The 13,624-nt window shown below is 67.3% G+C and carries 18 protein-coding genes; 8 read left to right on the forward strand and 10 right to left on the reverse strand.

Annotated features, from left to right (window positions below; translation table 11 throughout):
• The 3 genes from AB0L70_RS40765 to AB0L70_RS40775 all read right to left on the reverse strand — a co-directional run bounded on the left by AB0L70_RS40765 (nt 1) and on the right by AB0L70_RS40775 (nt 1,897).
• Nucleotides 1-438: a PIN domain-containing protein gene (locus AB0L70_RS40765; RefSeq protein ID WP_363692295.1), complete on the reverse strand. Its 438-nt coding sequence runs from the start codon at nt 436-438 to the stop codon at nt 1-3.
• Nucleotides 435-644, reverse strand: coding sequence for a type II toxin-antitoxin system VapB family antitoxin (locus tag AB0L70_RS40770; RefSeq protein WP_363692296.1), 210 nt, complete (start codon nt 642-644; stop codon nt 435-437). The genes AB0L70_RS40765 and AB0L70_RS40770 overlap by 4 nt, the downstream gene beginning before the upstream one ends.
• 80 nt (nt 645-724) lie before the next feature.
• Nucleotides 725-1,897, reverse strand: coding sequence for an MFS transporter (locus tag AB0L70_RS40775; RefSeq protein ID WP_363692297.1), 1,173 nt, complete (start codon nt 1,895-1,897; stop codon nt 725-727).
• 193 nt (nt 1,898-2,090) lie between these two features.
• Here AB0L70_RS40775 and AB0L70_RS40780 point away from each other — a divergent pair, with 193 nt between their 5' ends.
• Together AB0L70_RS40780 and AB0L70_RS40785 are read left to right on the forward strand one after the other, a co-directional pair.
• Nucleotides 2,091-3,362 (forward strand): sugar ABC transporter substrate-binding protein, encoded by a 1,272-nt coding sequence (locus tag AB0L70_RS40780; RefSeq protein WP_363692299.1) that lies wholly within the window; start codon nt 2,091-2,093, stop codon nt 3,360-3,362.
• Nucleotides 3,362-3,772, forward strand: a complete 411-nt coding sequence (locus AB0L70_RS40785; RefSeq protein WP_363692300.1) for a cytidine deaminase — start codon at nt 3,362-3,364, stop codon at nt 3,770-3,772. The genes AB0L70_RS40780 and AB0L70_RS40785 overlap by 1 nt, the downstream gene beginning before the upstream one ends.
• On the opposite strand, the gene AB0L70_RS40790 is transcribed toward AB0L70_RS40785, so the two are convergent.
• Complete coding sequence (locus tag AB0L70_RS40790; RefSeq protein ID WP_363692301.1) at nt 3,769-4,161, reverse strand: VOC family protein; 393 nt, start codon at nt 4,159-4,161, stop codon at nt 3,769-3,771. The two genes, AB0L70_RS40785 and AB0L70_RS40790, sit on opposite strands and share 4 nt — an antisense overlap.
• 29 nt (nt 4,162-4,190) lie before the next feature.
• Here AB0L70_RS40790 and AB0L70_RS40795 point away from each other — a divergent pair, with 29 nt between their 5' ends.
• Nucleotides 4,191-4,727 (forward strand): winged helix-turn-helix transcriptional regulator, encoded by a 537-nt coding sequence (locus AB0L70_RS40795; protein WP_363692302.1) that lies wholly within the window; start codon nt 4,191-4,193, stop codon nt 4,725-4,727.
• Here AB0L70_RS40795 and AB0L70_RS40800 read toward each other — a convergent pair.
• The 5 genes from AB0L70_RS40800 to AB0L70_RS40820 form a co-directional block, all read right to left on the reverse strand.
• Nucleotides 4,711-5,703 carry a TIGR03842 family LLM class F420-dependent oxidoreductase gene (locus AB0L70_RS40800; RefSeq protein ID WP_363692303.1) on the reverse strand — a complete coding sequence of 331 codons (993 nt, stop codon included), beginning with the start codon at nt 5,701-5,703 and terminating at the stop codon, nt 4,711-4,713. The genes AB0L70_RS40795 and AB0L70_RS40800 overlap by 17 nt on opposite strands.
• 12 nt (nt 5,704-5,715) lie before the next feature.
• The gene (gene hydA / locus AB0L70_RS40805; RefSeq protein ID WP_363692304.1) at nt 5,716-7,122 is read right to left on the reverse strand and encodes a dihydropyrimidinase; all 1,407 of its coding nucleotides are present in this window, start codon (nt 7,120-7,122) and stop codon (nt 5,716-5,718) included.
• 95 nt (nt 7,123-7,217) lie between these two features.
• Nucleotides 7,218-8,060 (reverse strand): nitrilase-related carbon-nitrogen hydrolase, encoded by an 843-nt coding sequence (locus tag AB0L70_RS40810; RefSeq protein WP_363692305.1) that lies wholly within the window; start codon nt 8,058-8,060, stop codon nt 7,218-7,220.
• A gap of 66 nt (nt 8,061-8,126) precedes the next feature.
• Nucleotides 8,127-8,804, reverse strand: coding sequence for a PhzF family phenazine biosynthesis protein (locus tag AB0L70_RS40815; RefSeq protein ID WP_363692307.1), 678 nt, complete (start codon nt 8,802-8,804; stop codon nt 8,127-8,129).
• 7 nt (nt 8,805-8,811) lie between these two features.
• A complete protein-coding gene (locus AB0L70_RS40820) occupies nt 8,812-9,006 on the reverse strand; it encodes a hypothetical protein (RefSeq protein ID WP_363692308.1) in 195 nt (64 codons plus the stop codon).
• An 83-nt stretch (nt 9,007-9,089) separates the two neighbouring features.
• On the opposite strand from AB0L70_RS40820, the gene AB0L70_RS40825 reads away from it, so the two are divergent.
• Both AB0L70_RS40825 and AB0L70_RS40830 read left to right on the forward strand, forming a co-directional pair.
• Nucleotides 9,090-9,506, forward strand: a complete 417-nt coding sequence (locus AB0L70_RS40825) for an SRPBCC family protein (RefSeq protein WP_363692309.1) — start codon at nt 9,090-9,092, stop codon at nt 9,504-9,506.
• Entirely contained in the window at nt 9,496-10,044 is a 549-nt protein-coding gene (locus AB0L70_RS40830) for a TetR family transcriptional regulator (RefSeq protein WP_363692311.1), read from the forward strand. Before AB0L70_RS40825 ends, AB0L70_RS40830 begins: the two co-directional genes overlap by 11 nt.
• Here AB0L70_RS40830 and AB0L70_RS40835 read toward each other — a convergent pair.
• Nucleotides 10,025-11,176 (reverse strand): serpin family protein, encoded by a 1,152-nt coding sequence (locus tag AB0L70_RS40835; RefSeq protein ID WP_363692312.1) that lies wholly within the window; start codon nt 11,174-11,176, stop codon nt 10,025-10,027. The genes AB0L70_RS40830 and AB0L70_RS40835 overlap by 20 nt on opposite strands.
• Before the next feature lie 80 nt (nt 11,177-11,256).
• Between AB0L70_RS40835 and AB0L70_RS40840 the strand changes: the two genes are divergently transcribed.
• The 3 genes from AB0L70_RS40840 to AB0L70_RS40850 form a co-directional block, all read left to right on the forward strand.
• A complete protein-coding gene (locus AB0L70_RS40840; protein WP_363692313.1) occupies nt 11,257-12,246 on the forward strand; it encodes a permease in 990 nt (329 codons plus the stop codon).
• Nucleotides 12,243-12,944 (forward strand): TIGR03943 family protein, encoded by a 702-nt coding sequence (locus AB0L70_RS40845; RefSeq protein WP_363692314.1) that lies wholly within the window; start codon nt 12,243-12,245, stop codon nt 12,942-12,944. Before AB0L70_RS40840 ends, AB0L70_RS40845 begins: the two co-directional genes overlap by 4 nt.
• Before the next feature lie 38 nt (nt 12,945-12,982).
• The coding region (locus AB0L70_RS40850; protein WP_363692315.1) for a flavin reductase family protein at nt 12,983-13,624 on the forward strand (642 nt) is incomplete at its 3' end.

The following is a 13,624-nucleotide window of genomic DNA, read 5'->3' on the forward strand; positions in this document are numbered from 1 at the left end:
TCAGTCGAGCGAGCCGCGCGGCGCCACCCAGAGGTGCGGCTGCCCGGTGACCGCGGCGATGTGCTCGAAATCCGCGTCGTAGTGGAGGAGCACCGCTCCATGCTGCTCGGCGACAGCGGCCGTGAGTACGTCGATCACTCCGGCGGCACGGTGCTGTCCGCGAGCGGCCATCCGAAGCTGAACCTCACGAGCCCGGTCAGCGATGGCCTCGGTGATCGGCAACGTGACATACAGAGATCGTCGCCGTTCGGCGATCGTCTTGAGCTCTTGCTGATTTCGTCCTGAATAGCCGGCTTCCAGATCAACGGTGATGCAGGTGGCCGCCGCCCGATCCACAACCAGGCCGGCGATCACCGACCGAACCGCCGGATGCTTGGTGCGCGCCTGCGCTGACGTGTCGACCAGGTAGAGCTTGCCGACGGCGGCAACAGCGCTCAACGGCGCGCCCCACGCATGATGTCGGGGTCGTCGATGTCCGGTCCTACTCCGAGCGCGTAGGGGTCATCGAGGAGAGCCTCGATGCGTTCCCGGCGCCTCGCAACGAACTCCAGCGCGGCATTCACGGTGTCCTTCTTCGTCACGGTCCCCAGCTCCTTCGCCGCAAGTGCCAACGCCTTGTCGTCAAGATCGATCACCGTCTTCATGGCAGTGACGATATGTTCAGATATATATAGACCTACAGAGCTGGATATACAACTTGATCGAATCGTTGCCGCGCGAGCCCTTAGCCACCATCGCGCGGCTTTCGGATGCGTGAGACGGCGAGTGCGATGAGGGCGAGTAGGGCGGCGCCGGCTTGGAAGCCGTGGGTGGGGGTGGTTCGGTCGATCAGGAGGCCGGCCAGGGCCGAGCCGGCGGCGGAGCCGAGGTTGTTGGCGGTGTTGATCCAGGTGCTGGCTTCGGTGCGTTGGTGGGCCGGGGTGACCGTGTCGGCGGCCAGGTAAGACACGACGAAGAGGGGCGCCACGGCGAGGCCGGCTACGGCCATGACGACACCCAGTACGACGAGGTTTGGGGCGAACGAGGCTGCCAGGAGACCGGCTGCTAGTACGGCGATCAACCCGGCCAGGTGGGTCGACCACGGCCTCGAGTGGTTGCGGCGCGCCCAGAGCAGGCCGCCGGTTGCGCTCCCGAGTCCGATCGCGGCCTCGACGTACCCAGCGGCGCCGGGATGGCCCGCTCGCTGGGCGGTTCCGGCGACGCAGAGGTAGGCGAGGCTGACGCCCGACGCCGTGACCATGATGACGACGAGGATCCGGCGCAGTCCCGGGATCACCAACGGACCCAGCGGATGCCGGGTCGCCGGAGCCGCGGTGGTGTGTCGCGTGACCGGACTGGTCACCATGGCGAGGGTGCCGACGACCATCAGGCCAGCGGAACAACTGAGAGCGACCGGCGCGGACACGACGCCGATCAACACGCCGACGATCAACGGGCCGCCCAGGAACAGGCACTCCTCGGAGACCGCATCCAACGCGTACGCGCGTTCCTTCAGCGTGGACCCGTCCGTGAGCAGACGCCAGTTGGAGCGCATCGACGGGCCGAGCGGAGGCGCGAGCAACCCCGCGGCGCCCACGAGAACGAGGTTGCTCGTCCACCACGCGATGGCGAGGAGAGCAGCAGAACAGCCGACAGCAAGGACCGGCAGGACGCGACGCTGACTGAACCGGTCAACCAGCCGGGCCTTGTAGGGCATCGACAACGACGCGAGTCCGAAGATCGCGACGGCGGCTCCCGCCGTACTGAACGAGCCGGTCGATTGCTGGACGGTGAAAAGCAGGGACAACGGGAGCAGACCGTACGACAGCCGGCCGCCCAGCGCAGGTACGAAGGTACGCAGCGCAGACGGCAGCATCAGCACATCGCGGTAGCTCCCGGCACGGGTAGTGCCGGACACGAGACGCTCCTAGAGACTCACGACGGAATGGGCTCAACCACTTGGGAGCCGTCTCTAGTCACGAAGGGAGAACATGCCGAGCAGCATACGGCACGGGCTTTCTCACTGCCTGGAATATCCCGATTCTGCGCCTCCGCGGTCGTAGGGTCGGGGTGGTGCGCGGGCAGTGGGACCGCGCGGATGGAGGACTCGGATGGCTGGGGTTACCAGGCGGCGGTTGCTGGCTATGGGTGGCGGGCTCGCGGCGATGGCGGTGGCTGGGTGTGGCTCCAACAGTGGGCGACCCGAGTCGAGTGGTTCGGCCGGCGGCAAGCCGGCGTTGTCGCAGTGGTACCACCAGTACGGCGAAGCCGGCACACAGCAGGCGGTCGAGAAGTACGCGAAGGCGTACCCGGACGCGACCGTGACGGTGGAGTGGTCGCCGGGTGATTACGACAAGAAGACCTCGACCGCGCTGCTCACCAGCCAAGGCCCGGACGTGTTCGAGTACGGCAACGGGCCGACGATCGACATGATCAAGGGCGGCCAGGTGGTCGAGCTGACCGACCTGCTCGGCGATGCCAAGGCCGACTTCACGCCCTCGCTGATCGAGCGGCTGACGTACAAGGACAAGTTGTACGGCGTACCGCAGGTCACCGACATGCAGCTGCTCGTGTACCGCAAGAGCCTGCTCAGCGCGGCCGGCGTCCAGCCGCCGCAGACCGTCGACGAACTGCTCGACGCCGCGAAGAAGCTGACCACCGACAAGGTCAAGGGCCTGTTCGTCGGCAACGACGGCGGTGTCGGTGTCCTCGGTGGTCCGGCGCTGTGGTCGGCCGGTCTGGACTACCTGACCGCGGACGACCAGTTCGGCTTCGACGACCCGGCCGCGGTCGAGTCGCTCCGCAAGCTGCGCGAGCTCTTCACCTCGAAGACTTTGTTGCTCGGGGCACCGACCGACTGGTCCGACCCGTCCGCGTTCACCCAGGGCCTGACCGCGATGCAGTTCACCGGCCTGTGGACGCTGCCGGCGATCCAGAAGGCGTTCCCGGACGACTTCGGCGTACTCCCCTGGCCGAAGCTGAACGCGACCACCGGCAAGCCGAGTGTCCCGGTCGGCGCGTACGCGTCGTGTGTGAACGGCAAGTCGAAGAACGTCGATGCCGCGAAGAAGTTCGTCAAGTGGCTGTGGGTCGACCAGACCGACGACCAGCTCGACTTCGCGCAGTCGTACGGCTTCCACATCCCGGCCCGCAAGAGCCTGGCCGAGAAGGCGGAGAAGCTGAAGTCCGGCCCGGCCGCCGACGCGGTGAAGTTCGTCAACGAGAACGGTCACGCCCAGACGCCACTGCTGTGGTCGCCGAAATCGGGTACGGCGTACTCCGACGCGCTGAACCGGATCATCCGCAGCGGCGCCGACCCGTCCACCGAGATCAAGAAGGTCAAGACCGTCGTCGAGGCCGAACTCAAGCGCATCGCCGGCTGATGGACGTACACCCGCTGACCGACGACGACCGCGAGCTGATCGAGCTCGCCCGCCGTACGGTCGACGCGAACACCGACGGACCGGACGGCGTCCACACGATGGGCGCCGCCGTCCGCGGTGTGGACGGACGGATGTACGCCGGTATCAACCTCTACCACTTCACCGGCGGACCGTGCGCCGAGCTGGTCGCACTCGGCCGGGCCCGGGCCGAAGGCGCCGGTGAGCTCACCACGATCGTGGCCGTGGGCAACGAAGGTCGCGGCGTGGTCGGGCCGTGCGGACGAGATCGCCAGGTCCTGGTCGACTACCACCCAGGCATCCGCGTCATCCTGCCCACCGCCGACGGCGTCGGCTCCGTCCTGGCTACCGACCTACTCCCCGGCGCCTATCGCTGGACCCCGAACCCCTAGCCCTTCGGGCGGGGGTTCTCCGCCAGGCGTTGGGCGAGCATGAAGGTGTTGCCGTCCGGGTCGTAGAACGTGGCGAGGCGGACCTCCTGCTCGATCTGCCGGGTCTCCCCGTCGAAGCGGGTCCCGAACGACTCCAGGTGCGCACGCGCCTTGTCGATGTCCTGGACCCCGAAGGTGATGACGACCCCGCCCTCGGTCGCCGGCTTCTCGGTCTGACCGATCCCGATCGAGATGCCGGGCAGGTGCGTGTCCATTTCGGCCCAGCCCCAGGACTCGAGCCGATGCACGACCTCGAATCCGAGCGCCTGCTCGTACCACTGGAGCGAACGCTCCAGATCGGCGACTTCCAGAGCGCAGACCGCGCGCCCGTCGTACTCGATCTCACTCATGGTCCTGTTTTTATACTAAGCTTACTTTCGTGTCAACGCTGGAACGTCTGGTCCACCTGCGCTGGGCCGTCCCTGTGCTCGCCGAGCTGCACCGCGGGTACGGCGGTCGCTTCGTCAACCTCACCCACAGCCTCGGCGTCGGCCGCGAATCCCTCAGCCGGACGCTCACCTTCCTGACCGAGGCCGGCCTGATCCAGCGCAACCCGGGCCACGGACACCCACTGCGACCGGAGTACCTCCTGACCTCAGCCGGCGCGCAGGTCGCGGAGCCGGCGGCCGCGCTCGTCGACGTACTGCAGGAGCTCGAGGCCACCGACGTGGGCCTGCGGAAGTGGTCGCTGCCGATCCTCACGCTGCTCACCGGCGAACGCCGCTTCTCCGAACTGCGCGCGGCCCTCCCCGAGACCTCGAACCGAGCCCTGGCCCTCGCACTCAAGGACCTCGAGGCAGCCGAGCTGATCAGCCGGACCGTCACCACGGACTACCCACCGGCGACGCTGTACGGCGCAACCCCGCCCGGCAACCGCCTCGCCCAGGCCGCGGAACGGCTCAAAACGCCGAGATGATGTCCTTGCCGTAGGCAGCCAAAGTCTCTTCCTTCGCATCGTGCTGGAGGTAGAGGGCGAACTGGTCGACGCCGAGCTCCTTCAGGGCGGCGAGTCGGGCGAGGTGGTTCTCGACCGGCCCGAGGATGCAGAACCGATCCACCACTTCATCCGGGACGAAGGCCGTGTGCGTGTTCCCGGCACGCCCGTGCTGCGAGTAGTCGTACCCCTTGCGCCCCTCGATGTAGTCGGTCAGCGCCTGCGGCACCGCACCAGTTGCGCCGTACCGCGAGACGATGTCGGCCACGTGATTGCCGACCATCCCGCCGAACCACCGGGTCTGCTCCCGCTGGTGATCCAGGTCGTCCCCGACGTACGCCGGAGCCGCGACGCAGAACTTGATCGCCTCGGGATCCCGACCGGCCTGCTCGGCAGAGCGGCGTACCGCTCCGATCATCCACGCGGCGATGTCGGGATCGGCAAGCTGCAGGATGTACCCGTCGCCGACCTCGCCGGTCGCCGCGAGAGCCTTGGGCCCGTACGCCGCCACCCACACGTCGAGCGCACCGTCGCCGACCCAGGCGAACTTGAGCTGCTGACCGCGGTACTCGACCGTCTCGCCGCGGGCGAGCGAGCGGACCACCTCGACGCATTGCTTCATCTCGTCGATCGTGCCGGGCTTGGCGCCCAATGTCCGCAGCGCGGAGTCGCCGCGGCCGATCCCGCAGATCGTGCGGTTGCCGAACATCTCGTTCAGCGTGGCGAACTGGGACGCGATCACGGTCCAGTCCCGGGTGCCCGGGTTCGTCACCATCGGGCCGACGATCACCCGCTGGGTCGCGGCCAGGATCTGGCTGTAGATGACGAACGGCTCCTGCCAGAGCAGGTGCGAGTCGAACGTCCAGACGTAGCCGAACCCGGCGTCCTCCGCCTTCCGCGCCAGCTCCACGACCGTGGACGCGGGCGGATCACACTGGAACACCACACCGAAGTCCACGGTCCCTCCCCCTCACATCAGATACGACGACAGGCCGCGCCTGAGGAACTTCCCCCGACCCTTGCGGCCATGGTAGTTGCCATCGGCCACAATCACCTCGCCGCGCGAGATCACGGTGCCCACCTGGCCCTGGATCTCGACCCCTTCGTACGCCGAGTAGTCCATGTTCATGTGATGCGTCTCGACACCGATCCGCGTCGTACCGTTCGGGTCGTAGACGACCAGGTCGGCATCCGAACCCGGCTGGACGATCCCCTTCTGCGGATAGAGCCCGAACATCCGGGCCGGGGTGGTCGAGATCGTCTCGACCCAGCGCTCCAGCGAGATGTTGCCGTCGACAACGCCTTGGTAGATCAGGTCGACGCGGTGCTCGACGCCGCCGATCCCGTTCGGGATCTTGGAGAAGTCACCGATGCCCATCTCCTTCTGGTCCTTCATGCAGAACGGGCAGTGGTCGGTCGACACGATCGCGAGATCGTTGCTCCGCAGGCCTTTCCACAGGTCGCGGGCATGCGACTCGTGTTTGCTGCGCAGCGGTGTCGAACAGACCCACTTCGCGCCCTCGAAACCAGGCGCGCCGAGCTGGTCCTCAAGCGTGAGGTAGAGGTACTGCGGGCAGGTCTCGGCGAACACGTTCCGGCCCTTGTCGCGGGCCTCCGCGACACGTTCGAGCGCCTGGCTCGCGGACAGATGCACGATGTACAGCGGGCAGTCCTGCGCGACCTCCGCGAGCGCGATCGCGCGGTTGGTCGCCTCGGCCTCCAGTGCGGCCGGGCGGGTGATGCCGTGGTAGAGCGGGTCGGTCTCGCCACGGGCGATGGCCTGCTGGACCAGGACGTCGATCGCGATGCCGTTCTCCGCGTGCATCATGATCATCGCGCCGTTCTCCCGCGCGGTCTGCATCGCGCGCAGGATCTGGCCGTCGTCGGAGTAGAAGACGCCCGGGTAGGCCATGAACAGCTTGAAACTCGTGATGCCTTCGTCGGCCACGAGCTGGTCCATCGCCTTCAGGGCGTCGGTGTCGACGCCGCCGAGGATCATGTGGAACGCGTAGTCGATGTGACAGTTGCCGTCGGCCTTGGTGTGCCAGGCAGCCAGTCCGTCCTGGACGACCTCACCGGTGCGCTGGATGGCGAAGTCGATGATCGTTGTCGTTCCGCCGTACGCCGCGGCCCGGGTGCCGGTGTCGAAGGTGTCGCTGGCCGAGGTGCCACCGAACGGCATTTCCATGTGGGTGTGGGCGTCGATGCCGCCGGGGATCACATACTTGCCGGCGGCATCTATCACCTCGTCGGCGGTGACGGCCGGGGTGTAGGACGGATCGAGGACGGCGACGATCTTCTCGCCCTCCACCAACACGTCCGCAACCCGCGTCCCGGTCGGTCCGATGACAGTCCCACCCTTAACCAGCAAAGACATCTATGCCACTCCTCTTTGAGCGGTTAAGAAAGAAAGTAACGAAGGGGGTGTAGGAGTTCGAGCGGAAGAAAGAAAGGATTGAGAGGTTGGGGCTTCTACGGTTTGGTCAGGTCTCCGTAGGCGTCTGGGCGGCGGTCGCGGTAGAACTGCCAGCGGTCGCGGACGGTGTCCAGGAGGTTGAGGTCCAGGTCGCGGACGATCAGTTCCGGATCGTGGTCGTGGCCGACGTCCCCGACGAACTTCCCCTCCGGGTCGACGAAGTACGACGTACCGTAGAAGTCGTTCTCACCGAAGTCGGACTCGATCCCGACCCGGTTGATCGCGCCGATGAAGTACTCGTTGGCGACCGCGGAGGCCGGCTGCTCGAGCTTCCAGAGGTACGCCGACAACCCACGGCTGGTCGCGGACGGGTTGAACACGATCTTCGCGCCGGCCAGGCCCAGCGCGCGCCATCCTTCGGGGAAATGCCGGTCGTAGCAGATGTAGACGCCGATCCGGCCGACCGCGGTGTCGAAGATCGGGTAGCCGAGGTTGCCCGGGCGGAAGTAGAACTTCTCCCAGAAGCCCTTCACCTGCGGAATGTGGTTCTTCCGGTACTTGCCCAGATACTTGCCGTCGGCATCGATAACGGCGGCGGTGTTGTAGAGCACGCCCGGCTGCTCCTGCTCGTAGACCGGGAGCACCATCACCATGCCGAGTTCCTTGGCCAGGGCGGCGAAACGGTCCACAGTCGGTCCCGGTACGGCTTCGGCGTACTCGTAGAACTTGGGATCCTGGAGCTGGCAGAAGTACGGTCCGTAGAAGAGTTCCTGGAAGCACAACACGCGCACACCCGCCGCGGCCGCCTGCCGCGCGTACTCCTCGTGCGCCTTGATCATCGACTCTTTGTCGCCGGTCCACGACGTCTGCACCAACCCGGCCCGCACAACCTCCGCCACCAGAACCTCCCCAACTAGCCGAGCCCCCATGCTCCATCCGCCCACCCGTACCCGTCAACGAAACCATCAGATCGTGATGGTGCGGGATCCTTCCGGCCGAACCCGGCCGCCGACAGCGGCGTGGGTGGGGGGATGCCAGCTGGTGTGAAGCTGCGAACCGGCGCCCTGGATGACGTGCAGATCGCGAGCCAGGCGAGCGGTCAACTGAGTCACGGCCGAGCCGGTTGCCTCGTCCTCGACGACGCCCATGGCAGGAGCGAAGGCCCTGGCCCGGATGACGGCGGCGGACTCGTCCTGCCAGGCCCAGAGGAAGGTGTGGCCGTCCGAGTACGACGCGGGATCGGACGACAGCACCTCGGCCGGAGTGGCGAGCTGGTGCCAGGTCCACGTGCTGCCCCAGGTGGAGTCGGCCCGGACGGCGACGAGATCTCCGCTATGGCTGACCGGGATCTCCCCGGCGGGGACGTGCAGGGACTCGACCGGATGGCCGTGGTGGTGGAGGTACCAGGCGGCGCCGACGGTGGGATGGCCGGCGAACGCCATCTCTCCGGTGGCGGAGTAGATGCGGAGCGTGCCGGTGGCGGGATCGTCGACGTACACGGTCTCGCTGTAGCCGAGGGCCGCAGCCACACGTTGGCGGTCGGCGGGCGGGACCAGGTGGCCCGCGACGATGCCCAGTGGGTTGCCGAACCGGCCGTCGGGGTCGGTGAAGACCCGGACAACCTCTACGGAGAGTGCGGTCAAGCCGGGATCAGAAGACTGCGATCGCGGCGATGACCGCGATCAGGACCACGGCGGCGCCGACGACGGCGAGGATGCGGCCGTTGAGTCGGGGCTCGGTGGTCGCCTCGGTCTGGCCCTCGTTGACGAAGGCACGGAACATCTGCGTGTTCGCGCCCGGATCCTGCTCGTTCTCCACGTTCTGCGGGACGTTCTGCTCAGCCATGGCTCAAGACCCTACCTGCCGCGGGTTCCCGCTCCACGGATGCCCGCCGAACCCTCACCAAGACCTGATGTACCATTTGGTACATGCGCTTCGATCATTCCAGCACGATTCAGGCCTCACCCGAGCGGGTGTGGCAGGTGTTCAGCGATGTCGAACGGTGGCCCGAATGGACCCCCACCGTCGACTCCGTCGAGCGGCTCGACGCGGGCCGCATCCACATCGGCGCCAAGACCCGGATCCGCCAGCCCAAGCTCCCGGTCGCGGTCTGGGAGGTGACGGACCTCAAGGAGGGTGAGTACTTCGAGTGGGTCTCGAAGGCTCCCGGGATCAAGACCACCGGCGGCCACCGGGTCATCAGTACGCCGGAAGGCACGGTCGCAACCGCGACGATCATTCAGGAGGGACCCCTCGGCTGGCTCTTCGGCAGGCTCTACGCCAACCTCACCAAGCGTTACATCGCTACGGAAACCGCGAAGCTGAAGGAAATAAGTGAGTCGTGAGACTCTGCTCGCCGATGCCGTTGAGCATTTTGCGAAGAACGGCATCGGCGACGCCAGCCTGCGGAGCATCGCCACGTCGATCGGCACCAGCCACCGGATGCTGATCTACCACTTCGGCTCCCGCGAGGGTCTGCTCGCCGAGGTGGTGCGAACCGTCGAGCAACAGCAGCGGGATCTGCTGGCCGAGGTGATGGCGAAGGACCTGCCGATCGCCGAGCAGAACGAGCTGTTCTGGCGCCGCGTCACCGAGGCGACCCTGATCTACGGACCGCTGTTCTTCGAGATCAGCGCGCACGCGATGCAGGATCTGCCGCACACGGAGGCACTCAAGGCGGACCTGATCAACGTCTGGCTACCACCGGTGATCGAGTTCTGTATCCGCGCGGGCATCCCGGCCGAGCAGGCACCGGCGTACGCACGGCTGGGTCTGGCCGCCTCACGCGGGCTGCTGTTCGACCTGCTCCTCACCGGCGACCAGGCGGGCGTCGACGAGGCGTCCGAGCTGCTCAACCGGCTCTTTACGCTCCCGACTCAGTAGGCGTCGCGACCCAGCCAGCCACGATCGGCAGCCGCGACTCCCGCAGTACGGCGGCGAACGCGAACGGCCGGTCCAGCGTCACCTCGAGCCGCGGCGACTGCCGGGTCACCATCGCCGCTCGCGTCATCGCCATCGCGGTGACCGCCGCGGCCTCGAACCCGGTCGCGAAGAACCGCGCGAGCACCTTCTGCTTCGCCTCCCCAACCGCGAGCGGGGTCGGACTGATCGCGCTGAAGTGACCGCGCTCGCCCGGGTTCGAGCTGACCGCACCCAGCCCGAAGAGCTCACGCAGAGCCAGCAGATCGTGTTCCGCCTCGACCTTGAACGACGGCAGCGCCACCTTCACATCCGGCCACGCGGCCGTGGTCTTGGCGATCTTGACCCCAGGAGCGGACTGCTTCTCCTCGAGCAACCGGCTCCCCGGTACGCCCTCGGTCGGCCGGGCCGCAGCGTCGAGCAACCCTGCGAGGACGTCGGCCTGCTCACCGGATCCGAGTCCGAGCAGTACGTCGACATCGGCGTCGCCGCGCACCGTGGTCACGGTCAGGTCGCCATACCGCCGTACGGCGTCGAGGTCGTCGTCCACGCGATCCAGCCAGTGCCACGAGCCGGCCCACGGGCCCTCGTGGACGCGGCGGATCTGCTCGGTGAACGGCTGGACCCAGGTCGTCCGTAGCGACAGTGCCGACGCGAGCACGAGCATCACGTCCGGCGTGATCTGGATCGGCAGCTCGCGGATGAGGTCATTGGTGTGCTCGGCCGCCCACGCATCCAGCTTCGGCTTGTCCACCTCAGAGCGACCGGTGAGCATCCCGACGAGCGGAGCCGGCATCACGCTGTCGAACGACTCGGCGAGCTTCAAGTTCTCGTTCACCCACACGCCGAGTGCGGCATGCAGATCAGCCGAGCCCTCGATCGCCGCCACCAATGCCTGGGCCTGCACAGACCCTTGCTCAGCGGGCAGACCGGCCGCAGCAGCGAGCTCCGCGCGTCCTGGTTCGTCGGCGGCAGTTGCGAGGATCGCGAGCAGCGGCCACAGGCCCAGCCCGGAGACAACCGTGTTCCCCGCCGGGAGCTCGCGAGCCCAGCGAGTGGTGAGGTCGTTGACTGCGCGCACCACGTCGGCATCCATACCTCCCACAGTGCCACAGCCCACCGACACAGGTTGGTGGTGGTTTTCATTTCCAGAAACTTTCTGCCAGGATGCCGGTCATGTCCATGACCACGGAGACGCGCGGGGAGTCCTCCGGGTCCTCGATCGCCTTCACCGCAACGCTGATCGTGCTGGTCGGGCTGGCGTTGTTCGGACGGCGGATCTTCGCCGGCGCCTTCACCGACGACGGCGTCCGGACCTGGGCGACCATGTTCGTCGGCGTCACCGTGCAGGCACTCCCGTTCCTCGTCCTCGGGGTACTGCTGTCAGCGGCCTTGACCGCCTTCGTGCCGGCCTCCTTCTTCGCGAAGGCGCTCCCGAAGCACCCGGCCCTCGCCGTACCGGTTGCCAGCGCGTCCGGCGTCGTACTGCCCGGCTGTGAATGCGCCTCGGTCCCGGTCTCGGCGGCACTGATGAACCGCGGCGTCACTCCGGCCGCGGCGATCGCGTTCCTGCTGTCCGCGCCGGCGATCAACCCCGTCGTACTGGCGTCAACCGCGGTAGCGTTCCCCGGTCAGCCGAAGGTGGTGGTCGCCCGCGCGGTGACCTCGCTGGCGGTCTCGATGATCCTGGGCTGGCTGTGGTTGCTGACCGGCACGGGCAGTTCCTGGCTGAAGATGCCGAAGAACCGGCACGCCGAGGGCACCGGGAAGTTCGACGTGTTCCGGTCGGCGATGCTGCACGACTTCCTGCACGCCGGCGGGTTCCTCGTCGTCGGTGCGGCGGCCGCAGCCACGCTCAACGTGGTGGTCCCACGCGCCTGGCTCGACCACGTGGCGGGGACCCTCCTGTTGTCGGTGGTGATCCTCGGGCTGCTCGCCGTACTGCTCGCGATCTGCTCGGAGGCGGACGCGTTCGTGGCGGCCAGCCTGACGCAGTTCTCGCTGACCGCGCGGCTCGCGTTCATGGTGGTCGGGCCGATCGTGGACGTGAAGCTGATCGCGTTGCAGACCGGGACGTTCGGGCCGAAGTTCGCCGTCCGGTTCGCGCCGGCCACGTTCGTGGTCGCCGTGCTGGCCAGCTTCGTCGTCGGGTGGTGGTTGCTGTGAAGCGCAACGTCGCTGGTCTGGTGATCGTGTTCGTCGGGGCGGCCGTGGTCCAGCTCGCCACCTCCGGCACCTATCTGCGGTACGTGAAGCCCGGCATGCGCTGGATGCTGCTCGCGGCCGGTCTGATCCTGATCGTCCTCGCTGTGACCGACGTACTCGCGGACACCCGCAAGAAGCAGCCCGCCGACGACGTGCACAACCACCACGGCCTGCCACGCGCGGCCTGGCTGCTGCTGATCCCGATCTTCGCGCTGCTCGTCGTCGACCCTCCAGCTCTCGGCGCGGACGCAGCGCAGCGCCAGTCGCCCGTCGCTTCCAAGCCGGTCGATCCAAAGAGCAACACGTGGCTGGCGGAGAACCCACAAGGCGGGCCGACCGCACTCGCGGTCCGCGACTACTCCGTCTGGGCGGTGTGGGAGAAGGAGAGCATGCAGGGCCGTGCCTTCCAGCTGACCGGCTTCGTCACCCCGGCCAAGAACGGCACCTGGTATGTGACCCGCATCGGCCTGACCTGCTGCGTCGCCGACGGCACGGCGTTCATGGTCGAGGCGCGTGGCCAGACCGCCCCACCGAAGAACCAGTGGGTCACCGTGACCGGCCAATGGGCCGAGCCGAGCAAGCGCGTGGACGGCGACGTCGCTGCCCTGACCGTCGACTCGGTCCGGCCGATCACCGCTCCCGCCAACCCCTACGAGTAGCCGACTCACACAATCTGGTGCCCGCGCGTTCCACGCTCGTGAAACGAACTGTTGAACCCAAGGTCCTCTATTTCGGTACGCCGGTTGTCATGATCAGCTCCCGCAATCCCGACGGCACCACGAACCTCGCGCCGATGTCGTCCGCCTGGTGGCTCGGGTACACCGCGATGCTCGGGATGGGCACCAGCGCTCAGACGGTCAAGAACCTCACCGAACGCCCGGAAGCGATCCTCAACCTCGTCGATCCCGCGATGGTCGCCGCCCTCGACCGGATCGCGCTCCTGACCGGATCGCAGGAGATGTCCGACGCCAAGCGCGGCCGCGGCTACCGGTACGAGCCGGACAAGTTCGCCGCCGCCGGCCTGACCCGGGAGCAGGGCAGGCTCGTCGACCTCGACGCGGTCGAGGAGAGCCCGATCAACCTCGAGGGCCGGATCGTGAACATCCACGAGATCGGCGGGCCCGACTCCCACCTGTGCGCGCTGGAGATGACGGTCGAGCAGGTCCAGGTCCGCGAGGACCTGTTGATGAGCAACGACCGCTACATCGATCCCTTGCGCTGGGAACCGTTGATCATGAAGTTCACCGAGTACTTCTCCGGCAGCTCACCGGCGTACGCGTCGTCGCTGGCCCGTGGCTGGTCGATGCCGCCGATGCCGTTACCAGAGCCGTTGCCAGAG

The sequence above is a fragment of the Kribbella sp. NPDC051952 genome (assembly GCF_040680855.1).
Taxonomy (GTDB): Bacteria; Actinomycetota; Actinomycetes; order Propionibacteriales; family Kribbellaceae; genus Kribbella.